The sequence below is a fragment of the Citrobacter sp. On2M genome (assembly GCF_018035235.1).
Taxonomy (GTDB): domain Bacteria; phylum Pseudomonadota; class Gammaproteobacteria; order Enterobacterales; family Enterobacteriaceae; genus Citrobacter; species Citrobacter meridianamericanus.
Window position 1 is genome coordinate 1192276 of sequence record NZ_WPCV01000002.1, and the last position, 22798, is coordinate 1215073.

The following is a 22798-nucleotide window of genomic DNA, read 5'->3' on the forward strand; positions in this document are numbered from 1 at the left end:
TATCTGACATCGGTTGGGCTATCTCTGATTACACAATTCGGCACGCATCGGCTTCCCAACGATACCCTACGCCATAGACCGCGCGGATAAATGACTGCTCCGCATCCAGCGACTCCAGCTTGCGTCGCAAGTTCTTAATATGGCTGTCGATAGTGCGATCGGTAACCACGCGGTAATCGTCGTAGAGATGATTGAGTAACTGTTCGCGGGAGAAGACTTTTCCCGGTTCATGTGACAGCGTTTTGAGTAAGCGGAATTCGGCGGGCGTTAAGTCGAGCATTTTCCCACGCCAGGACGCCTGAAAACGACCTTCATCGACAATCAGCGGGCTGGCTGCATCCATTTGTTGCAGTTCGCGCTGCGGTTTGCAACGGCGCAGAATCGTCTTCACGCGAGCGACAACTTCGCGCGGGCTGTAAGGTTTGCAAATGTAGTCATCTGCACCGATCTCCAGCCCCAACAGGCGATCTATTTCTTCAATTTTGGCGGTTACCATCATGATGGGGATTTCCGAGAAACGACGAATCTCCCGACACAGAGTCAGACCGTCGGTACCGGGCAGCATCAGATCTAACAAGATCATATCGGGCGGTGTCTGCCGCACAAAAGGCAGAACCAAATCACCGTGGCTGATAAGCGTAGGGGCGTAGCCTGCCGCTCGCAGGTAGTCGATAAGTAGTTGCCCCAGCTTGGGCTCGTCTTCCACGATCAGAATACGCGGCGTGTTTTCATCAATGGGTAACTCAGTCATACATCTCTCTGTAAATCGCGTTCCAGCGGAAACTCTACTGTAATGCTAACCCCGCCAAAAGGCGAATGGGCGGCGCGGATCAGACCATTATGCGCCTGTACGATATTGACGCAAATCGCCAGCCCCAGTCCGGAACCTCCGCTGGCGCGGTTACGCGAGCCTTCGGTGCGATAAAATCGCTCGAACAGCCTCTGCAACTGGTCGTCACTGACGCCAGGAGCGGAATCAGCGAAGGTTAATAAAACCATACGCTCACGTTGTTCGGCACTGATGTGCAGTCCACCGCCGCTGTCGGTGTAGCGCAGGCTGTTTTCCAGCAGATTGTTGAACAACTGCATCAAACGATCTCTGTCACCGAAAACCGCCATACTGTCCGGGAGCGAAAGCTGTATCGTCAGTCCACGGCTGGCAAAGCGTTCACGAAATGCGCCGCTTGCCACTTCCAGTAACGGGATAAGATCCAGCGATGTTTTCTGATAGGCCAGAGCGCCCTCATCTGACATGGAGAGCTGATGAAGATCGTTAACCAGCTTGGTGAGTGTACCGACTTCAGCCTGTAAAGAGGCCACCGACTCGGGCGTAAACTGGCGTACGCCATCCTGAATAGCCTCCAGTTCACCGCGCAATACTGCCAACGGTGTGCGCAGTTCGTGAGAAATATCGGCCATAAAATCACGGCGCATCTGCTGGTTTTTTTCCAGCGTACTGGCGAGCTGGTTAAAGTCCAGTGCCAGTTTACCTAGCTCATCCGTACTGGTCGGCGCAACGCGAGTGGTGAAATCGCCAGCCGCCAGTTTGTGTGTGCCTTCCACCAGCCGTTTGACCGGTGCCAGCAGGCTGCGCGCCAGCGTAAACGTTGCCAGCGCCGCCAGGATCGTGGAGAGCGCGACGATAAGCCAACTGGAACGTCTTTGCTGCTTGTCGAAATTGATATCCGTATTACGCGTTAAGCGCTCCACGGGTGAGGCAATCACGGCACCCACTTCGCTACCGTTAACGCGGATGGGATGGCGCATACCGTCACGGGGGACCGGGGCCCGCGGGCCGACCAGCACGCGGGCATTTTGATCGACAACCCAAAACTGCGTACGCCAGCCGTGTGGCGGCATGGCTGGACCCGGTTTATCATCGTCATTGTCGTGTTCAAAAGAACGCAGGATCTGAAAAACAAACCGATCGTTATTGCGCAAGAATCGCCAGTTGCCATGTTGCTCATACTGTTCGCCGAGCGCATCGCTGAGCATTTGCAGCCGCTGTTCGTTACCGTTCTTAATATAATCGATAAAACCGCGTTCGAAGCTTATGCGTACGGCCCAGTGCATGCTGATCAGCAACACAATGCAGGTGGCGAAAATCGCCAGAAACAGTTTGCCGGTGATACCGGGCCGCCAGAACTTCATCAGGTGCTCCTTTTGCGCCGTGAAATCACCGCGTTGGTTTGCGTGTCATTCGGCACGCGGGAAAAAATGATAGCGGGCAGCGCAATAATGAGTGCAATGCACAGCCAGGTATACATAAAGACGTTATGCGTACTATTGCTGTCAACGGTGATATGTTGCTGGCCAAACATGCCTAACAGCAGACCCGCGATAGTTACCCCGATACTCATCGACAGCTGCATGATCATCGACAGCAGGCTGTTGCCGCTGCTGGCGAGATCGTCAGGCAGATCTTTTAGCGTCAGGGTGTTCATGGATGAAAAGCGCGTTGAGTTGACCATTCCCTGTAAGAACAGCACGAAGGGCAGGGCGTAATACCAGCCGAGTAGCGCGGTGGTCATCAACAGCACACAGACCAGCGACAGGCCAAGCGTAGTAGCGACCAGTACGCGACGGTAGCCAAACCGGTTAACGACCTGCACCACAATGCGCTTCATGCCCATACTGCCCAGCACCATCGGGATCATCATTAACCCGGCATGAAACGGTGAAAAACCGAGGCCAATCTGTAAAAACACCGGCGTCATAAACGGCAGCATACCGCTGCCGATGCGTCCGGCAAAACTACCAAACAGACCGAGTGAGAAGGTCGATGTGCGAAACAGATTTAAGCTGAATAGCGCGCGGGGATTTCGATGAGCGTGTTTCAGATACAGCGTAATTGCCAACACCCCACAGATAACCAGCGCCGCCAGCGTGATACCGGAGAGGCCGGTTCCTTTGCTACCATCGAGCGCCAGCGTCAGAACTGCCATACCGACCGCCAGCATCGCGAATCCGGAGAGGTCGAAGCGTCGGGTTTGCATGGTGTAGTTGGGCATCAGCATCAACGTTGCTATCGCGCCGACAATACCTACCGGAATGTTAATCAAAAATATCCAGTGCCAGGAGGCGTACTCAACCAGAATACCGCCTAATGCCGGTCCCAGTAATGGACCAATCTGACCGGGCAGTGTGACAAACGTCATTGCCGCCATATATTGCTCGCGCGGGACGATTTTCATCACCGTTAGCCTGCCGACCGGCACCATCATCGCACCGCCAACGCCTTGTAAGACGCGTGCCATCACCAGCTCGTTGAGCGTGCTCGACCAGGCGCAAAACAGCGAACCAAGTGTAAACAGAATGATGGCGCTGAAGAAGATATTACGCACGCCGACTTTGTCTGCCAGCCATCCGCTGGCGGGCAACATGACGGCAACGGTTAATACATATGACACAATGACCATATGCATATGTAACGGGCTTTCCCCGAGGCTTGCCGCCATCGAGGGAAGCGCGGTATTAACGATGGTGGTATCCAGCGATTGCATAAAAAAGCCGAATGCCACAATCCAAAGCTGCCAGCGGGTGCTGTCGGGAAGTTCTGTCATAACTCTGCTACCGGTTTGCTGTTTTTACGCGAAAAACGCAGACGCAGACGGTCGAAAAAGAGATACACCACGGGCGTGGTATACAGCGTCAGGAGTTGGCTCACGACCAGACCGCCGACTATGGTTATCCCCAACGGCTGGCGCAGTTCAGAGCCATCTCCTGCGGATAACACCAGCGGCAGCGCGCCAAACAACGCTGCCAGCGTGGTCATCATGATTGGGCGAAAGCGCAACAGGCAGGCCTGGAAAATGGCTTCCTCCGGCTGCAGCTTGCCGTTTCTCTGTGCTTCCAGCGCAAAATCGACCATCATGATGGCGTTTTTCTTCACAATGCCAATTAATAGCATGATCCCTATCAGGGCGATTAGGCTGAACGGGGCATTGAACAGCTCCAGCGCCAGCAAAGCCCCAACGCCAGCGGAAGGTAGCGTGGAGAGAATGGTCAGAGGGTGAACATAGCTTTCATACAACATGCCCAGCACGATGTAGACCGTGGCGATAGCGGCGATAATCAGGATCACCTGTGACTTCATGGTGTCCTGAAATACTTGTGCTGTACCGGCAAAGCTGCCGCGCACCGTGGAGGGAACGCCGAGTTGGGTCATTGTTCTGTTGATGGCCTCTGTCGCCTCAGATAAAGAAGAGCCTGTCGGCAGGTTAAACGACACGGTTGAGGCGGCAGATAAGCCCTGATGGTTAACCGACAGCGGGGCATTCGCCGGTTGCCATTTGGCAAAGTACGATAACGGGATCGCCTTACCGTCATTGTTGATGACGAACATTTTGTCCAGCGCGCTAATGTCCTGTGTGTAACGTCGATCGACCTCCATCACCACTTTGTACTGGTTCATCGGCTGATAAATAGTCGAAATTTGCCGTTGGCCAAACGCGTTGTTCAACAGGCTGTTAGCGGCTGCGACGTCGATCCCCAGACGCGACATGGTGTCACGATCGTAGGAAAGGTTCATCTCCGCACCATTATCCTGCTGATCGGAATTGACGTCCGCCAGTTGGGGCAGGGCGGCAAGCGCCTTACGGATTTTCGGTTCCCACTCACGAAGCGCTGCGAGATCGTCGGACAGCAATGTGTATTGATAGCTGGCGTTGGCCTGGCGTCCACCGACGCGAATATCCTGGACTGCCATCAAAAACAGATTCGCGCCCGGCTCTTTTGCCAACTTCACTCGTAGGCGGTCGATCACCTGCTGAGCGGTTTCGCGGCGTTCATCGCGCGGCTTGAGGGTAATAAACATCATCCCACTGTTAACCCGGGAACCGCCTGTAAAACCAGTGACGTTATTTACTGCCGGGTCGTCGCGGATGATCTTCATAAAGTCCTGCAGTTTGCCGCGCATAGCCTGGAAAGAGATGCTCTGGTCGGCCTGGATCCCTCCCATCAATACGCCCGTATCCTGCTCCGGGAAGAAGGTTTTGGGAATGGAAATATAAAGCCAGATATTCAGCGCAATAGTGCCGAGCAACACCACACCCACCATTCGCGTGTGGCGCAACACCCATTTAAGCGAAGTGCCGTAACTCTGCTGCAGTGCTACCAACACACGACCAAATCCCCGTTTACGCGACTGTTCACGCGGGGCGCTGGATTTGAGCATCCAGCCGCACATCATTGGCGTTAATGTGAGTGACACCAGCAGCGAGATACCGATGGCAACCGACAGCGTGACGGCAAATTCGCGCAGCAGGCGCCCAGGCAATCCCTCCATTAACAGCAGTGGCAGGAATACCGCCACCAGCGACAGGCTCATAGAGAGCACGGTGAATCCCACTTCGCGCGTGCCCTGTAATGCCGCCTGCAGTGGCTTCATGCCCGCTTCCAGATGGCGAGCAATATTTTCCAGTACCACGATGGCGTCATCCACGACAAATCCCGTCGCAATGGTCAGCGCCATCAACGACAGGTTATTCAGGCTGAATCCGCACAGATACATGGCGGCAAAGGTACCAATCAGCGAGACCGGAACCGCTACTGCGGGGATCAGGGTCGCGCGCCCGGAACGCAGGAAAACAAAGACCACCAGGATAACCAGTGCTACAGAGATAATCAGCGTCTGTTCGACTTCCTCCAGTGAGGCGCGAATAGTCGGCGAACGGTCCTGGGCAATTTGCAGGTCGATGGCGGCCGGGACTAGTGTTTGTAACTCCGGTAATTTGGCGCGAATGCTGTCTACCGTCTGAATAATATTGGCTTCCGGCAGTTTGCGGATCATCAGCAGGATGGCGGGTTTGGCGTTGGTCATCCCCGCGTTACGAACGTCCTGTACCGAGTCGGTTACAGACGCAACGTCACCAAGCCGCACCGCCGCGCCGTTGTTATAGTGGATGATAATCGGTTGGTATTCGGCGGCGGTTTTCAGCTCATCGTTAGTTTGTACCTGCCAGCGATGGGTATCATTCTCGATTGCTCCCTGCGGCTTACGCACGTTGGCGTTGTCGATCGCGCTACGCACGTCGTCCAGTGACACCCCCTGGTTAAACAGCGCTTGCGGGTTGAGTCCGACCCGTACGGCAGGCAGAGAACTCCCGCCGACGTCCACGTCACCCACTCCGTCGATTTGCGCGATGGTTTGTGCCAGTTGGGTCGATGCGAAATCGTACAGTTCACCCTGCGAGTAAGTGTCTGACGTGAGCGTCAGGATCATTATTGGCGCATCGGAAGGGTTGGCTTTGCGGTACGTTGGTCGGCTTGGCATCCCGCTGGGTAACAGGCTTTGCGCCGCGTTAATCGCGGCCTGAACGTCCCGCGCTGCACCATTGATGTCACGGTCGAATTTGAATTCGAGAATAATGCGCGTACTGCCAAGCGAACTGCTTGAGGTCATTTCGTTCACACCCGCGATGCGCCCCAGCGAGCGCTCCAGCGGGGTCGCGACCGAGGAGGCCATTGTTTCAGGGGAGGCACCGGGTAATGATGCGCTGACCATTATCACCGGAAAATCCACCTGCGGCAGCGGAGCGACCGGCAGCAGTCGAAAACCCAGAATACCGCACAGGGTGATAGCCACCGAAATGAGAATGGTCGCCACCGGACGATGAATGAAAAGCGCGAAAAATTTCATTTACGCTTCCTCTTCCTGGCGCGGGAAGCGGTTTTTCACGTACAGCGACAGGCGGTCAAACAGCAGGTAAATCACCGGCGTAGTAAACAGGGTTAACACCTGACTTACCAGCAGCCCGCCAACCATGCCAATCCCTAATGGGCGGCGTAACTCTGCGCCCACACCGGTACTTAACATCAGCGGCAACGCGCCGAGCAGCGCTGCCAGCGTCGTCATCAGGATTGGACGAAAACGCAGTAAACACGCCTGGAAAATGGCATCGCGCGGCGCCATACCCTGTTCGCGCTCCGCAGCAAGGGCAAAGTCGATCATCATGATGGCGTTTTTCTTGACGATACCGATCAACAAAATAATGCCGATGATCGCGATGACGTCCAGTTCGCTGCCTGCAATCATTAACGCCAGCAGTGCTCCGACACCCGCTGTAGGCAGCGTGGAGAGAATGGTAATCGGGTGAATAAAGCTCTCGTACAACACGCCGAGCACGATATACATCGCCACAACCGCGGCCACAATCAACCAGATAGTGTTGCCCAACGCGGCCTGGAAGGCGAGGGTACTGCCCTGGAACTGGGTGGTAATATTCGCGGGCAGGTTAAGCGTTTTTTCGGCATCCAGAATTGCCTGTACCGCATCGCCCAGCGAATGATCTTCCGGCACGTTGAATGAGATGGTGGTGACCGGGAATTGATCGAGGTGGTTAATCGACAGAGGGGCAAAACGCTGTTCAATGCTGGCGATCGCGCTGAGCGGTACCATGCCGCCGTCACTACTGGTCAGACGGATAGTGTCCAGCGCGGCAATGCCTGGCGTATTATTGGTGTCATGTTCTAACACGACGCGATACTGGTTGGCCTGGGTGTAAATGGTTGAAATCAGTCGCTGGCCGAAGGCGTTATACAGGGCATTATCGACATCCGCCATGCTAATGCCTAAACGGCTGGCGCTGTCGCGATTGACATTCACATACGCCACCAGTCCTTTATCCTGCCAGTCGCTGCTGACGTCGGACAGTTGCGGTAGCTGCTGTAGTTTTGCTAACAGTTGTGGAACCCAGGTGCTGAGGGCATCCAGGGAAGTTGCTTGCAGCGTAAACTGATATTGCGTCCGGCTAACCTGAGTATCAATCGTCAGGTCCTGGGTCGGCTGAAGGTAGAGGTCAACGCCGGGGACTCTGTCAACCGCGTCCTGTAACCGGGCGATCACTTTCTGTACGCGATCGTCACGTTCATCCAGCGGTTTAAGGTTGATTTGCAAACGCGCGCTGTTTAATGCCGGATTCGTACCATCCACGCCAACAAACGCGGTCAGGCTCTCTACCGCCGGATCTTTAAGGATGACATCTGAAACCTGTTGCTGGCGCTGGGCCATGCTGGCAAACGAACTGGACTGCGGTGCCTGTAGCGTACCCTGGATAATACCGTTGTCCTGGATCGGGAAGAAACCTTTTGGGATGAAAACCCATAGCATGACGCTCAGTGCCAGCGTGCCGAGTGCCACGCTCAGCGTCAGCCAAGGGTGGTTTAGTACTTTTGCCAGCCAGTGGCCGTACCCGGCAATGACGCGATCGAACATGCGCTCCGAGGCGCGGGAGAAGCGGTTTTGCTTGCGCAACGAGGCTTGACTAAGCATACGCGCGCACATCATCGGCGTGAGGGTAAGTGAGACGACGGCGGAAATCAGAATTGCCACGGCCAGCGTAACGGCAAATTCACGGAATAATCGGCCAACGATATCACCCATAAACAACAGTGGAATCAGGACGGCGATCAGCGAAAATGTTAGCGAGATGATGGTAAAACCAATCTCGCCTGCACCTTTCAGGGCGGCAGTCAGCGGTTTCTCGCCTTTTTCAAGGTAGCGTGAAATATTCTCAATAACCACGATAGCGTCATCCACCACAAAGCCCGTTGCGATGGTGAGCGCCATTAAAGTCAGGTTGTTGATGGAGAAATCAAGAAATACCATCACCGCGAAAGTGCCGACTAGCGATAGCGGTACGGCGACGGCGGGAATAATCGTCGCCGGAATATTGCGCAGAAACAGGTAGATAATCATCACCACCAGTGCTATTGCCAGCATCAGCTCAAACTGGGTGTCTGCAACAGAGGCACGAATATTGGTTGTACGATCTGAAAGCACGCTGACATTGACTGATTTGGGCAGACTTTCGGTGAGCTGCGGCAACATTTGACGGATACTGTCTGCCGTGGAGATGATGTTCGCCCCAGGTTGGCGCTGCACATTCATCACAATCGCTTGTTGCTTATTGGCCCACGCGCCCAGCCAGCTATTTTCTGCCCCTTGTTCGACGGTAGCGACATCGCCCAGGCGCACCGGCGCGCCATTTTTATAGGCCACAATCAGTTGACGATATTCGTCCGCGGACTGCATCTGGTCATTGGCTGAAAGCGTGACGGCACGCGTTGGGCCATCAAGACTCCCTTTCGCTGAATTAACGTTGGCTCCGGTGATGGCCGTACGGATAGTTTCGCTGGTAAGACCGAGGGCGGCAATGGCCTGAGCGTTAAGCTTCACGCGGACCGCCGGACGTTGTCCACCGGAAAGGGTTACCAGACCAACGCCGGAAACCTGAGAGATTTTCTGCGCGACGCGGGTTTCGACCATATCTTCCACCTGCGTCATCGGCATGGCGCTGGAAGTGACCGCCAGCGTCATGATTGGTGGATCTGCCGGGTTTACCTTGCTGTAAACCGGTGGGTTGGGCAGATCGTTCGGCAGTAAATTAGTGGCGGCGTTAATCGCAGCCTGAACTTCCTGCTCGGCAACATCTAACGGGAGCGTCAGTTGAAACTGCAACGTGACGACCGATGCGCCGCCGGAGCTTTGCGAGGACATCTGCTTCAAGCCAGACATCTGTCCGAACTGACGTTCAAGCGGTGCGGTGACCGCCGAAGTCATGACGTCCGGGCTGGCGCCGGGGTAGAGCGTAACGACCTGAATTGTTGGGTAATCAACTTCCGGCAAGGCGGCGATCGGCAGGAAGCGATAACCGATAATACCGGCCAGTAAAATCGCGACCATCAGCAACGTGGTGGCGACGGGGCGCAGAATGAACAGGCGCGATGGTCCGCCTGTATTGTCCGGAGGTAACGCCTGCATCAGGAATCGGCTCCTTTTTTGCCGTATCCGCGTGGCGCAGTTTTCTCGTCCGTCGCTAAGGCGTCATGCGCCTCAACGACTTCGACTTTTGCGCCTTCCGTCAGGCGGTCAATACCGTCAGTTACGACCCGATCACCTGCGGACAACCCCGCGGCGATTACCACTTTTTGGCTATCCTGAATACCCGGTTTAACCAGATGTTTGCTCACTTTATTATCGCTGTTCAGCACCCAGACAAAGTGGCCTTCGTTGCCCATCTGCAGGGCGGCTGTTGGGATCACCACGGCATTTTGCTGCGTGTCGACCAGCATGCGGGCGTTGACGAACTGGTTAGGGAATAACGCATCATCCTGATTGTTAAAACGGGCTTTAACTTTGATGGTTCCTGTAGTGGCATCAATCTGATTGTCGAGACTGAGCAGGACGCCTTCACTCAGTTTTTGTGAATTGGTTCGGTCCCAGGCTTCGACTTTGAGCGGCTCCCCCGATTTTTGTGCCCGCAACACGGTGGCGATGTCGTTTTCAGGCAAGGTGAATATCAGGTCGATGGGATGCGTTTGCGTAATGACGACAATCCCGGTGGTATCGCCGCTGGATATTTGGTTACCCACATCGACCTGTTTCAGACCGACGCGACCATCGACAGGGGCGGTTATCCGGCTCCAGTCGAGCTGCAGTTGGGCGCTGGCGACGCTGGCCTCATCCGCTTTAATCGTCCCTAACGTCTCATTGACCAGCGCCTGCTGGGCGTCCAGCTCCTGGCGGGAGACCAGATTGGTTTTAACCAACTGTTGATAGCGGGCAAGATCGCGACGGGCATTCGCCAGCGTGGCTTTATCTTTTGCCAGTTGCCCCTGCGCCTGAGCCAGAGCGACTTTGAACTGACTGGGGTCTATCTCAGCCAGCAGATCGCCAGCTTTTACCTGCTGCCCTTCTTCGAAATGTAAGGCGATGAGCTGTCCGTCCACCCGGCTACGTACCGTGGCGGTATTGGCGGCAGTAATGGTACCCAGCCCTGTCAGGTAACGCGGAACGGCTTCCTCGGTGGCGGTGGCAGCCTGAACGGGAGCTAACGGTCCGGAACGCATTCCACGCCGTCCTGACCCTGGCGTTTGCTGCGCTGGTTTGGTCGCGCCCGGTGCGGTTTCCTGGGAAGCGCTGCGGCTTTGCCAGAACCAGATTGCGGCGATGGAAGCCACGACGATCGCGATTGCTATCACCCAGCGGGATTTATTACTGCCTTTCATTCTTATGAGTTTCTCATCCTGAAACGATTCGCGGAATGATACTAGTTTAGCCAGTGAACAAGGGTGAAAGATGGAGGAATTATGAAACACTGTCTGGATTCGTCTGAATGCCGATGCGGCTTTGCGAGGCGTTACACAACAATCTGCGGCGAAAATAGCGAATGCGTCATTGTGCGTTAGAGTGCAGCCAAGGCAAAAGGAGGTAAGCCAGAGATTTCAGCGGGACGCTGGAACGGGAAAGCCCCTCCCGAGGAAGGGACCAAAATAAGGAAAAGGTTATGATGAAGCAGGTCATCATACTGGTGATACTCTTCGTCATTAGCTTCGCGGCTTACTAAGACACCAGGGGGAGGGGAAACCCTCCCTAACCCTCACTCCTGAAAATAAGACACAGTAACGATGACGTCAATACGCGTACCTTTAAGCCTGCGGGCCGCTTAGCGGAAAACAACGTCAGCCCAGCGGGCCAGTCCGGCGGTGACGGAGCCGAAATCATCGCCGCCCGCGATAGGGATCCCAGGAAGCTGCTCGGTGAGAGCCTTTTTGATCAACGGCGAACGCGCGCTACCGCCGGTCAGGTAAATCACGTCCGGTTTTTCCTGTGCGTTTTCCAGCGCCAGTTGCACCTGCTCCAGAATACGCGCCAGGGGTTGATTAAGTGCAGTTTCCAGACCGTGCTGACTGATATCGGTTGCCAGCGTGTCGCTGATAAACGGGATCGCCGCTGTAACGATAGTCTGGTCGGAAAGCGCAATTTTGCTCTCTTCTGCGCTGCGCACCAGGCGGTAACTCAGACGCTCGCGCCAGACTTTAAGCAACAGTGCGACTTTATCGGCTTCTCTCGCGTCGCGGACAAGATCGTTGAGCAAGCGACCGTTGGCGCTACTGTAGAAATCACTTTGCGCGGGAACATCGTTGATCGCGACCGCATTCCACCAGGGAAGAATAGGTAAGGCGATACCTTTTTCCGTTTCTCCCCCCATGCCGAGCAGCGGCATCAGGTGTTTAAACGCCAACGCGATGTCCAGATCGTTCCCGCCTACGCGACAGCCACTGTGTCCCAGCAGGCTATTTTCGCGATCGGCGCGCTGATGCCATTGCGGCCCCATCAGCAGCAGTGAACAGTCGGTCGTACCCCCGCCAATATCCACCACTAACACACGTTTTTCTTCCAGTAGCGTGGCTTCGAAATCCAGCCCAGCCGCGACCGGCTCGTACTGGAAGACGACATCCTGAAAACCGGCGCGTTTGGCCGCACGTTCAAGAATTCCTTGCGCCTGGGCGTTGGCATCATCGCCACCTAACCCCTGGAAGTTGATGGGGCGACCAATAACGGCCTGGGTGATCGCTTCCGGCAACTGATTTTGCGCCTGGTTGCGTATGTGCAACATCATCGCGCAGACCAGATCCTCAAACAGCGCAACCTGCTGCGGCTTCAGACCGTTGGCACCCAAAAATGATTTTGGTGATTTAACAAAGTACACCTCTTCCGGGTCTGCAATATACTGACCCAGCGACGACAGACCGAACTGCACGCTGTTGACGTTAACGTCGATGTCTTCTTCGCGGTTAAAGCGCATTGCCCGGCGAAGCAGCGCCTGCGTTTCATCGTCCGTTGTTGGGACGTCGTGATGACGATACAACCACTCGCTGACTGCTTCACGCGTTGGCGCGCACAGCATTGAAGGCAGCAGCGTGCTGTTATTTTCCATTTTGAGCAGGTGTGGCTGCCCGTCACGCATAACGGCCACTGAACAGTTTGCCGTACCGTAGTCAAAACCAATAAACACCGTAAAAATCCCCATGCCAGTGAAGAAGGGGCGTGACTTTAACGAAATGTTGACGCCCCGACAACTGGAATATGAAAGCAAGGCGTATCGGTTGAATACCGTTTATGCTGTAGGTTTGCGTAAAAAGGAAAACTGAATGTTCACGCTGAGCTGGCAACCGCCTTATGACTGGCCCTGGATGCTGGGGTTTCTTGCCGCCCGTGCGGTTGAAGGTGTCGAAACTGTAGGTGAACTGAGTTATGTCAGAAGCCTCTCCGTTGAAGGACATTGTGGTCTGGTACGCGTCGTCGCGGATCTGCAGGCCAACGCGCTACAGGTGACGTTGAGCCAGGGATTACAGCCGGTCTCCTCCGTGTGCCTGGAAAAAATAACGCGCCTGTTCGATCTGAACTGCTGTCCACAACAAATCACCAGCGCGCTAGGAAGTCTCGGTGCGGCGCGTCCGGGACTGCGTCTGCCGGGATGTGTCGATGTTTTTGAGCAAGGCGTACGGGCGATTTTAGGGCAGTTAGTCAGCGTGGCGATGGCGGCAAAACTGACGGCGAAAGTCGCGCTTGCTTATGGGGATATGCTGGAGGATGCTCCCGGGTACGTTTGTTTTCCTACGCCTGAAGCGTTAGCTAAAGCCGAACCATTGCATCTTAAAGCGTTAGGTATGCCACTCAAACGCGCTGAAGCGTTGATTTACCTGGCTCGCGCAACGCTTGAAGGAACGCTGCTGACAGCCGCGCCTGACGATATTGAGCAAGGCGTTAAGCAACTACAAACGTTTCCCGGGATAGGGCGCTGGACCGCCAATTATTTCGCGCTGCGTGGTTGGCAGGCGAAGGATGTATTTCTGCCGGATGATTATCTGATTAAACAGCGATTTCCTGGTATGACGCCAGCCCAGATCCGACGGTATGCAGAGCGCTGGATACCCTGGCGCTCCTACGCGCTCTTGCATATCTGGTATACAGATGGCTGGCAGCCGTCAGTTGATAGCGAAATTACTGGTATTCAGTAGCAGATCTATAGGTTGGGCGTCGGCAATAATGTCACCATAAATCATATCGATACCGATGCCAGAGAGCGTATCCATGATAAGCGGTAGTTGCACCGGGCCAGCGATGGTTTTAATGTCGAGGCGCTGGGCATGGCCCTGGATAATGGACACCCACATTTCGTCAATCAGGTCACCGTGGGCGCTGGCGCTTAGCTCGCTGTCGAGTAACAGGTAATCAACCATGTGATATTTCAGATTGTCAAAAAGCTCTAAATCACGGCCAACCTGACTTAACACAATTCGACAGCCGAACTGACGTAGCCGATGCAGGACGGATACTGCCAACGTAGGATTTGTTTTGATGACGATGGCTGGAACGGTCAGGTGCAACAACCGTGGCGGTAGCGGGCTGCGTTGCAATTGTTCCAGTAGCTCATCAACAAGTTCTGAATTGAGCAAACCTGCGGCGGAAAGGGGCAGGGCAATACTGAGCCCCTTGCTGGCGACTGCCGGAGCAGCGTTCTGGAAGAATTCGCGGAATACCCGGCGGTCGAGGGCTTGATTCAATGCGGGATCGACCAGTCCGGTACGGAAAGAATGCTCTTCAATCAGTTCGCCTTCCTCGGTGCCTAAACGTAATGAAACAAGCCAGAAGCTAAACGTCTCTGGTATACGCGGGGAGGCCACGCCCCTGGCGATCATCAGCATGGGGTTATGGGTGATGGAGTGTCTTTGTTCATCCAATGACAGTTGACTACGCGTGGCATGGGCCTGACTTTGCTGGGGTTCATAGACGCAGACTCGTCCGCGCCCGCTGTTTTTCGCCGCGTAGCAGGCGATATCCGCCTGAGACATAACCTCGGTCGCAACATGGTTTTTCTCATCAATCAATGTAATCCCCGCACTGGCGCCAATGCGGTGCAAGCGGCCTTCCCACATGAAGTGGTAATCGTTAATGGCGCTAATGATGCGGCCTGAGATAAAGCGGGCGCTTTCGATATTGCAATCTGGCAGCAACAGACCAAACTCGTCGCCGCCAAGGCGCGCCAGCATATCGCTGGATCGCAGCATGCTCAGCATCAGTGAAGAGAGTTCGCGAAGCAAGGCATCGCCCGCGGCATGACCTGCGCTGTCGTTCACTGCTTTAAAACGATCGAGATCGATAAAAACCAGCACATGATGTTGGCGTGCGTCGTGTACTGTATGCAGCAACTGTTTAAGATGGTTTTCAAAGCTGACTCGATTGGCCAACTGCGTCAGATCGTCATGCGAAGCGCTGTAGCTAAGCTGGCGCAGCATTTTACGCGACTCGGTGACATCCTGTATGACCAGCACCGAGCCAATGCTGCCGCCATCCAGGGTGCTAAGGGGCGTGATGCTGTACTGAATGTCATAACTGTTGCCATTGCGACAATGCAGCACCACTTCCTGCTCAATTGCGGTGCGGGACATGTCGGCACTGTAGATATTTTCCATCAGCGGGCCGTTATCACCGAAGGTAATACGCAGTACCGTCAGGAGTGGTATGCCGATCGCGCTTTCCTGCTGCCAACCGCTCATTTTCTCAGCGACCGGATTCATAAAGGTCACGTTCATATCGACATCAATACAAATCACGGCTTCGCCAATGGAATCAAGCGTAATGTGCAGGCGCTCTTTTTCCTGATACAACGCTTCGTTAAGCTGCTTCACTTCGGTCATATCCATATTGATGCCAAGCAAGCGTTCGACTTCACCGTCTTTATTAAGCACCCGGTTGGCCAACGAACGGATATGCCGTACGCCATCTTTCACCGTGATACGAAACTCAAGCTTAAACGGAACCCGCGCGGCCAACGAATCTCGAATCACATTTTCGGCGTGCTCGCGATCTTCAGGCACGAGGCATTGATACCAGACTTGCCAACTGGGTTTGATATGTGGGGGAACTTCATACAGATCGAACATACGCTTATCCCAACTGATCACATCAGGCTGCAGTTCCCATTCCCAAATGCCGATCCCACCGGCCTCATTCGCGAGAGTAATGCGCTCCATCAGCCGTTTATTAATCCACTCGGTATGCTTGAGATCGTTAATGTCTTCAACCTGGGCGATAAAGTAGAGTGGGGTATTGTCGCTATGACGTACCAGTGACACCGCCAGCAAGGCCCAGACAACCTCGCCCGCGCGGGTGTAATAGCGTTTTTCCATGGAATAGCTGTTGATTTCCCCGCGTGCCAGCATGTCCAACTGTTCGAGGTCATTATTCAAATCTTCCGGCCAGGTTAATTGCTGGAAGGTGAGTGAACGTAGCTCCTCCTGGCTATAGCCCAGAAACTGGCACAAGGCTTTATTGGCCTGCAGCCACTGCCCCTCGGTACCGACCAGCGCCATGCCAATCGCGGAATATTCCATCGCGTTGCGAAAGCGTAATTCACTTTCTGAGATATGTTTACGTTCAGCCCGAAATGCGTACATCACCATGGTCATCATATTGGCTGGCAGCAGGATCATTAAAAACGGCAGCCAGGGAATGCTGGTAAACATGTTCAGTTTGGGGGTGTAGAGCAGCGAAGGGTCGGCGGCCAACATCAGCGAAACCATCATCACGGTGCTGAGGAATATTAAAAACGCCTCCATTCGCGGCAGACGCACGGCGCTCCACATCAGCAGGACAATAACGCAGGTAAACGGCCATGGAATGTACATCATTGACAGCCAACTGAGCGTTAAGGTCACCAACAGTGTAATCAGGGTCTCAAACAGTAAACGTGGATTGCGATGGCGCAACAAATAATGGGGTTTAAACAGTAAACCCAGCGGCACCAGCGCCAGCGCGCCGATGGATTCTGACAGTACCCAAATGAGAAAGGTATTTAACGTAGTTTCCTTCGGCAGCAACATCCACATTAATATGCCGCCCAGCAGCGGCGGAACAACCGCGCTGCCAAATGCCAGGCGCGCCCAGTCGTTAAGATTTTGTAAAGGATTGTACCAGGGTAAAAGTTTACGCAAGAGCATTGCGCCAACGACAGCCTCAATAATGTTAATCGCCGTGAAGGTGAAATTCAGCGACTCACTGGGGAAGAAGAGCAAAGAAGCGCCGATGTTACCCAAAGAGCAGGCCAGTGCGATCCCCGGCCACATTTTTCCTGCATGACGGTAAAAGGCCACCATCATGATTGAGGTTGGGAACCACAGCGGTGCCAGCTGTGCGCCGAAACGTGATAGTTCGAGCGAGAACAGCGTAAAGATGAACGCCACCAGACCTAAACTGGCCAGGCGCAGTAGAGGATGAGGTAATGTAACTAAAACATGTTGGGATTGTTTACTCATTACCACTCTACCCAAATAGCCGATGACGCCCAGTAGAGACGCCGGAGGCATCACATTTAATCTGGGATTATGCTAGTACAAATAATTTACAATTTATACGCCAGCAGCTCATAAATTAACACTCTCAAGCTATTAATTCCTAAGCCATGGGAATAAATAAAGCACCTGCTTTAAAACTGACCATTTTAATTTGCGACAGGGACGGCATTGGTGCAGGCTGGGCTGGCATCGCGCCGCTGAAATCCCTATAATTGCCGCGTTTGGCGTTTCGACGCCGCCCTTCCTTACATCCAGGTTAATCAGGTCGCTAAATTTATGACTGATCAGTCCCATCAGTGCGTCATTATCGGCATTGCCGGCGCATCGGCTTCCGGCAAGAGTCTTATTGCCAGTACTCTTTATCGCGAATTGCGTGAACAAGTCGGTGACGAACATATTGGCGTTATTCCCGAAGACAGCTATTACAAAGATCAAAGCCATCTGTCGATGGAAGAACGTGTTAAAACTAACTATGACCATCCGAATGCGATGGACCACAGCCTGCTGTTTCAACATCTGCAAACGTTGAAACGTGGTTGTGCTATTGAACTGCCCGTGTACAGCTATGTCGAGCACACGCGTACGCAGGACACTATTCATATTGAACCCAAGAAAGTGATTATTCTGGAAGGCATTCTGCTGCTGACGGATGCGCGTTTGCGTGAAGAGATGAACTTCTCTATTTTCGTTGATACGCCATTGGATATTTGCCTGATGCGCCGTATCAAGCGGGATGTGAACGAACGTGGTCGTTCAATGGATTCGGTAATGGCGCAATACCAGAAAACCGTCCGCCCAATGTTCCTGCAATTTATTGAGCCTTCAAAACAATACGCCGACATCATTGTGCCGCGCGGGGGGAAAAACCGCATCGCCATCGATATTCTGAAGGCTAAAATTAGTCAGTTCTTTGAATAAGTTCAGCGAATTGTGTACCGTTCAGTGATAACCTGGTTCGCCCTTAACGCACCTGGCATTAAGGGTTTGAAGCACGAAAGGAGAAAGTGCCATGCGTTTATGTGACCGAGATATTGAAGCCTGGTTGGATGAAGGTCGCCTGTCGATCACTCCCCGCCCTCCTGTCGAGCGAATCAATGGCGCCACGGTAGATGTGCGTCTTGGCAACAAATTCCGTACGTTCCGGGGTCATACGGCGGCGTATATCGATTTGAGTGGACCAAAAGATGAAGTCAGCGCCGCGCTGGATCGCGTGATGAGTGATGAAATCGTCCTCAAAGATGGCGAGGCGTTTTTCCTGCACCCGGGAGAACTGGCGCTGGCCGTGACGTTCGAATCCGTTACGCTGCCTTCCGATCTTGTCGGCTGGTTAGATGGCCGTTCTTCGCTGGCACGTCTGGGACTGATGGTACACGTCACCGCGCACCGCATCGATCCGGGCTGGTCAGGCTGCATCGTGCTGGAATTTTACAACTCCGGAAAATTACCGCTGGCCCTGCGTCCTGGCATGCCGATTGGCGCATTAAGTTTCGAACCGCTTTCCGGTCCGGCGGCGCGACCCTACAACCGTCGTCAGGACGCGAAGTATCGCGATCAGCAGGGCGCCGTTGCCAGCCGGATCGATAAAGACTGAGTGTTTTTCAGTCCATTGGGGATAGCATGAGACGATTTCTGACGACGCTGATGATCCTACTGGTCGTGCTGGTGGCCGGTTTTTCTGCGTTAGTACTGTTGGTGAATCCGAATGATTTCCGCTCGTATATGGTCAAGCAGGTTGCTGCGCGTAGCGGATATCAACTGCAGTTGGATGGTCCTCTGCGTTGGCACGTATGGCCTCAGTTGAGTATCCTCTCAGGGCGCATGGTGCTAACGGCGGAAGGTGCCAGCGAGCCTCTGGTTCGTGCCGATAATATGCGTCTTGACGTCGCGTTGTGGCCGTTGCTGAGCCATCAGCTCAGCGTTAAGCAGGTGATGCTCAAGGGCGCGGTGATTCAACTGACCCCGCAAACTGAGGCGGTGCGTGGAAAAGATGCACCCGTGGCTCCAAAAGACAATACGTTGCCCGACATGGCTGAAGACAAAGGATGGTCCTTTGATATCGCCCGTCTGCGCGTTGCTGATAGCGTTCTGGTATTCCAGCATGAGGACGATGAGCAGGTCACGGTTCGTGATATCCGGCTGGAGATGGAACAAGATAACCAGCACCGCGGCACGTTTGATTTCTCCGGGCGCGTGAACCGCGATCAGCGTGACCTCGCGTTATCCTTCAACGGTACTGTTGATGCTTCCGATTATCCGCATAACTTATCCGCGAATATTGCGCAGATAAGCTGGCAACTGCAAGGGGCCGATCTACCGCCGCAGGGGATTAACGGTCAGGGACAGCTTCAGGCGCAGTGGCAGGAAGAGAAAAAACAGCTCACGTTTAACCAGATTCATTTGACTGCTAACGACAGCTCTCTCGCTGGGCAAGTTCAGGTGACATTGTTGGATAAACCAGAATGGACCGTTGACCTGAAATTTAGTCAGCTCAATCTGGACAATCTACTCGTGCAACGTGATCCCGTGACGAAGAACAGTGAGGTACAGCAAGGTCAGAGTCAGTCGACGCTGGCGCGCCCTGTCATTGCTTCGCAGGTTGATGCTGTTTCTTATCAAGGTCTCAAGGGATTTGCGGCAGACATCACTTTGCAAGCGGACAAAGTGCTGTGGCGGAAAATGGCGTTTGACAATGTCTCGGCAAAAATAGACAACCAGTTCGGTTTATTAAACGTTGCGCAGCTGCAAGGGAAAAGTGACGGTGGGCTGGTGTCGCTTCCGGGCACGCTGGATGCCAGAAAAGGACAGCCGCGAGCGGTCTTCCATCCGCGCCTCGACGGTGTCGAAATTGGCGCAATCCTGAAAGCCTTCGATTACCCAATCGCTCTCACGGGTAAACTTTCTCTGACAGGTGATTTCTCTGGCTCAGATATTGATGCCCAGGCGTTTCGTCACAGCTGGCAAGGGCAGGCCCGTGTCGAAATGAACGATACGCGAATGGAAGGGATGAACTTCCAGCAGATGATACAGCAGGCCGTTGAGCGTAGCGGTGGAGATGCTAAAGCCCAGCAAAATATGGAGAACGTGACCCGGCTGGATCACTTCGTGACCGATATGACGCTGGATAACGGCGAGGTAACGCTGGATAACATGGCCGGCGAGTCCGCTATGCTGGCGCTGACCGGCAAGGGAACGCTGGATCTGGTGAAGCAGAATTGCGACACGCTGTTTAACATTCGCGTGCTGGGCGGTTGGGAAGGCGAAAGTAAGTTGATTAACTTCCTGAAAGCCACCCCGGTTCCTCTCAGGGTGTACGGCCAGTGGCAAGCGCTTAATTATAGTCTGCAGGTCGACCAGCTATTGCGGAAGCATTTGCAGGATGAAGCGAAACGTCGCCTCAACGACTGGGCCGATCGTAATAAAGACTCCCGCAACGGTAAAGATGTTAAAAAATTGCTGGATAAACTCTGATTCAAATTGCCGGATGGCGGCTGATGCCCCATCCGGCTTGTGACTTACACTTCGTAATCCATCTCTTCTTCACTGTGTAGCGGTATCAGCTGGACTTTTTGCACGCGATGATTTTCCACCTGCAGAGTTCTCAGTCGGTAGTTGCCAACCTGAACTTCCTCCCCGGTTTTCGGGATGCGCTGCAAATACTCCATTAACAGCCCGGCAATGGTGTGATACTCACGTTTTTCATCTAACGGAATAGGTACGTACTGCACCAGATCTTCCAACGGCATATGACCGTTAGCGGTCCATGAACCATCAGCATTTTTCTGAATGTCGTGGCGGGCATCAATCTCCTCAACCTCGTTCGGCAGATTACCGGCGATGGTTTCCATTACGTCACTGAGTGTCACAATCCCCTCGACGGAACCAAATTCATCGGCAACAAAAGCGAAGTGCGTCCGGGCGTTACGAAACTGCTCGAGCGCCGGAAGCAGCGGCAGCGTTTCCGGGAACACCAGCGGCTGACGAATCAAGACGCGTAAATCAAGCGGTTCACAGCGCAGGGACTGCTGCAGCAGGTCGATGACATGCACCACGCCCAGCAGCTCTTCCTGCTCGTCTTCACCGGTGACCACCAGACGCGTATGCTGGTTTTTTTCCAGCAAAGCGCGGACTTCTGTTTCCGGCGCATTGAGGTCGATATGTTCAATATCATGGCGCGAGGTCATGATGCTGCTGACGGTTCGCTGATTAAGGTTCAGCACACGTTCTATCATCCGCCGTTCCTGCGGGGCAAAAATCTGACCTTCATGATGATCCGCCAGCATCGCTGAGGTTTCAGCATCCAGTTCAGCGTCTTCTTTTTGCCCGCTTAAGAGTCGCATTACCGCTTCAGCAGTACGTTGGCGCAAGGTATGGTTAGCTGACAGGAAGCGACGACGGTTAAAGATAGCCAATTGGTTCAGTGCTTCAATCATGACCGAGAAACCGATGGCGGCGTACAGGTAACCTTTCGGGATATGGAAGCCAAATCCTTCGGCGACCAGGCTGAAACCAATCATCAGCAAGAAGCTCAGGCACAGAATAACGATAGTTGGATGGCTGTTGACAAAGCGCGTCAGCGACTTGCTCGCCAGCACCATCAGGCTGATGGCAATAATCACCGCAGCCATCATCACTGCCAGGTGATCGACCATCCCAACCGCGGTAATGACGGAGTCCAGGGAGAAGATAGCGTCCAGTACGACGATTTGCGCGACGACACCCCAGAATTTAGCGCCTTTACGCTGGGTGGGGTTATCGCTGTCTTTCCCTTCCAGCCGTTCGTTGAGTTCCATGGTGGCTTTAAACAGCAGGAAGAAACCACCGAACAGCATGATCAGATCGCGCGCGCTGAAGCTCAGGTCGCGAATGCTGAACAGCGGCGTGGTCAGCGTCACCAGCCAGGATATCGATGCCAGCAGCAGCAGGCGCATGACCATCGCCAGCAGTAGCCCGGTAATACGCGCCTTATCCCGCTGGGCAGGAGGCAGTTTCTCCGCGAGGATGGCAATAAAAACAAGATTATCAATGCCAAGAACAAGTTCGATCACGATTAACGTGACGAGTCCGGCCCAGATTGACGGATCGGCAATCCATTCCATAGTAAATGCTATACCCATAGTTGTATGACAATTGTCACAATTCGATCATGGGTAAAACTGGCGAAAAATGCAATGGCGGGGCAGGGATTTCTCTGTCGGCGATATCAGGTTAGACACGAGATAATAGCCCTGATGTCACTACAGGAAACTATTTTGTTAATCCGGATATATTTAGGAAATATCGCAGGTAAGGTATTTTAATAGCTGCGTTGTCAACATCAATAAAATCCTAAAAATATAAAAGTACAGCGCTTAATATTAATCTTAAAAGCAAGTTGTTGATGGTTTGTTATCTTGCCTGACTTTCGCTTAGCTGTAACAATTCCTCCGGTAATAATCAAAAGGTAAATATATCTTCATCAACCAGCGACGATATTCCCGATGCGTTGTCGTTCTGAATGTGATGAAAATAAAGGAGAAGGTGAAAATTAAAATTAATCAGTGCATTGGTAGCTAATAAAGCCAGGGACGGTAGCGTGTCTGGTCGCCTGAGACAAGCCTAAATTATTTTGTCAAGAGCTCGCAGATGAATTCATTTTTTTAGGACTGATGCCAGTTAA

The 22798-nt window shown here is 53.7% G+C and carries 14 protein-coding genes; 5 read left to right on the forward strand and 9 right to left on the reverse strand.

Annotated elements, in window-relative coordinates:
* Positions 1-28: 28 nt before the first annotated feature.
* The 6 genes from baeR to On2M_RS07785 are packed head-to-tail and all read right to left on the reverse strand — an operon-like array spanning position 29 to position 11010.
* On the reverse strand, positions 29-751 hold the full coding sequence (gene baeR / locus On2M_RS07760) for a two-component system response regulator BaeR (RefSeq protein WP_187258726.1): 723 nt from the start codon (positions 749-751) through the stop codon (positions 29-31).
* Positions 748-2151, reverse strand: coding sequence for a two-component system sensor histidine kinase BaeS (gene baeS, locus On2M_RS07765; RefSeq protein ID WP_187253375.1), 1404 nt, complete (start codon positions 2149-2151; stop codon positions 748-750). Before baeS ends, baeR begins: the two co-directional genes overlap by 4 nt.
* Positions 2151-3563: an MFS transporter gene (locus On2M_RS07770; RefSeq protein WP_187253374.1), complete on the reverse strand. Its 1413-nt coding sequence runs from the start codon at positions 3561-3563 to the stop codon at positions 2151-2153. Before On2M_RS07770 ends, baeS begins: the two co-directional genes overlap by 1 nt.
* Positions 3560-6640 (reverse strand): multidrug efflux RND transporter permease subunit MdtC, encoded by a 3081-nt coding sequence (mdtC, locus tag On2M_RS07775; RefSeq protein WP_210904580.1) that lies wholly within the window; start codon positions 6638-6640, stop codon positions 3560-3562. Before mdtC ends, On2M_RS07770 begins: the two co-directional genes overlap by 4 nt.
* The gene (locus On2M_RS07780) at positions 6641-9763 is read right to left on the reverse strand and encodes an MdtB/MuxB family multidrug efflux RND transporter permease subunit (protein ID WP_210904581.1); all 3123 of its coding nucleotides are present in this window, start codon (positions 9761-9763) and stop codon (positions 6641-6643) included.
* Positions 9763-11010, reverse strand: a complete 1248-nt coding sequence (locus On2M_RS07785; protein WP_187253371.1) for an MdtA/MuxA family multidrug efflux RND transporter periplasmic adaptor subunit — start codon at positions 11008-11010, stop codon at positions 9763-9765. The genes On2M_RS07780 and On2M_RS07785 overlap by 1 nt, the downstream gene beginning before the upstream one ends.
* A gap of 278 nt (positions 11011-11288) precedes the next feature.
* Between On2M_RS07785 and On2M_RS07790 the strand changes: the two genes are divergently transcribed.
* Positions 11289-11348, forward strand: a complete 60-nt coding sequence (locus tag On2M_RS07790; RefSeq protein ID WP_151219965.1) for a type I toxin-antitoxin system Ibs family toxin — start codon at positions 11289-11291, stop codon at positions 11346-11348.
* Positions 11349-11447: 99 nt separating this feature from the next.
* Here the strand turns inward: On2M_RS07790 and yegD are convergent, their stop codons facing one another.
* Complete coding sequence (gene yegD, locus On2M_RS07795; RefSeq protein ID WP_187258730.1) at positions 11448-12800, reverse strand: molecular chaperone; 1353 nt, start codon at positions 12798-12800, stop codon at positions 11448-11450.
* Positions 12801-12936: 136 nt separating this feature from the next.
* Between yegD and alkA the strand changes: the two genes are divergently transcribed.
* Positions 12937-13806 carry a DNA-3-methyladenine glycosylase 2 gene (alkA, locus tag On2M_RS07800; protein ID WP_151224702.1) on the forward strand — a complete coding sequence of 290 codons (870 nt, stop codon included), beginning with the start codon at positions 12937-12939 and terminating at the stop codon, positions 13804-13806.
* Here alkA and On2M_RS07805 read toward each other — a convergent pair.
* Positions 13774-17103: a diguanylate cyclase gene (locus On2M_RS07805; protein WP_210904582.1), complete on the reverse strand. Its 3330-nt coding sequence runs from the start codon at positions 17101-17103 to the stop codon at positions 13774-13776. The genes alkA and On2M_RS07805 overlap by 33 nt on opposite strands.
* Positions 17104-17418: 315 nt before the next feature.
* On the opposite strand from On2M_RS07805, the gene udk reads away from it, so the two are divergent.
* The 3 genes from udk to asmA all read left to right on the forward strand — a co-directional run bounded on the left by udk (position 17419) and on the right by asmA (position 20610).
* Positions 17419-18060: a uridine kinase gene (gene udk / locus On2M_RS07810; RefSeq protein WP_151219770.1), complete on the forward strand. Its 642-nt coding sequence runs from the start codon at positions 17419-17421 to the stop codon at positions 18058-18060.
* Between the two features lie 91 nt (positions 18061-18151).
* Positions 18152-18733 carry a dCTP deaminase gene (dcd, locus tag On2M_RS07815; protein WP_003834269.1) on the forward strand — a complete coding sequence of 194 codons (582 nt, stop codon included), beginning with the start codon at positions 18152-18154 and terminating at the stop codon, positions 18731-18733.
* Positions 18734-18759: 26 nt separating this feature from the next.
* The gene (asmA, locus tag On2M_RS07820) at positions 18760-20610 is read left to right on the forward strand and encodes an outer membrane assembly protein AsmA (protein WP_210904583.1); all 1851 of its coding nucleotides are present in this window, start codon (positions 18760-18762) and stop codon (positions 20608-20610) included.
* Between the two features lie 44 nt (positions 20611-20654).
* Here asmA and On2M_RS07825 read toward each other — a convergent pair whose 3' ends face one another.
* Complete coding sequence (locus On2M_RS07825) at positions 20655-22238, reverse strand: TerC family protein (protein WP_210904584.1); 1584 nt, start codon at positions 22236-22238, stop codon at positions 20655-20657.
* Between the last annotated feature and the right edge of the window lie 560 nt (positions 22239-22798).

Bases quoted from the DNA above. Each gene is read 5' to 3' on its own strand.
- asmA (WP_210904583.1), top strand. From the start codon at position 18,760: ATGAGACGATTTCTGACGACGCTGATGATCCTACTGGTCGTGCTGGTG.
- On2M_RS07805 (WP_210904582.1), bottom strand. From the start codon at position 17,103: ATGAGTAAACAATCCCAACATGTTTTAGTTACATTACCTCATCCTCTA.
- On2M_RS07825 (WP_210904584.1), bottom strand. From the start codon at position 22,238: ATGGAATGGATTGCCGATCCGTCAATCTGGGCCGGACTCGTCACGTTA.
- baeR (WP_187258726.1), bottom strand. From the start codon at position 751: ATGACTGAGTTACCCATTGATGAAAACACGCCGCGTATTCTGATCGTG.
- mdtC (WP_210904580.1), bottom strand. From the start codon at position 6,640: ATGAAATTTTTCGCGCTTTTCATTCATCGTCCGGTGGCGACCATTCTC.
- alkA (WP_151224702.1), top strand. From the start codon at position 12,937: ATGTTCACGCTGAGCTGGCAACCGCCTTATGACTGGCCCTGGATGCTG.
- baeS (WP_187253375.1), bottom strand. From the start codon at position 2,151: ATGAAGTTCTGGCGGCCCGGTATCACCGGCAAACTGTTTCTGGCGATT.
- On2M_RS07780 (WP_210904581.1), bottom strand. From the start codon at position 9,763: ATGCAGGCGTTACCTCCGGACAATACAGGCGGACCATCGCGCCTGTTC.
- dcd (WP_003834269.1), top strand. From the start codon at position 18,152: ATGCGTTTATGTGACCGAGATATTGAAGCCTGGTTGGATGAAGGTCGC.
- On2M_RS07770 (WP_187253374.1), bottom strand. From the start codon at position 3,563: ATGACAGAACTTCCCGACAGCACCCGCTGGCAGCTTTGGATTGTGGCA.
- On2M_RS07785 (WP_187253371.1), bottom strand. From the start codon at position 11,010: ATGAAAGGCAGTAATAAATCCCGCTGGGTGATAGCAATCGCGATCGTC.
- udk (WP_151219770.1), top strand. From the start codon at position 17,419: ATGACTGATCAGTCCCATCAGTGCGTCATTATCGGCATTGCCGGCGCA.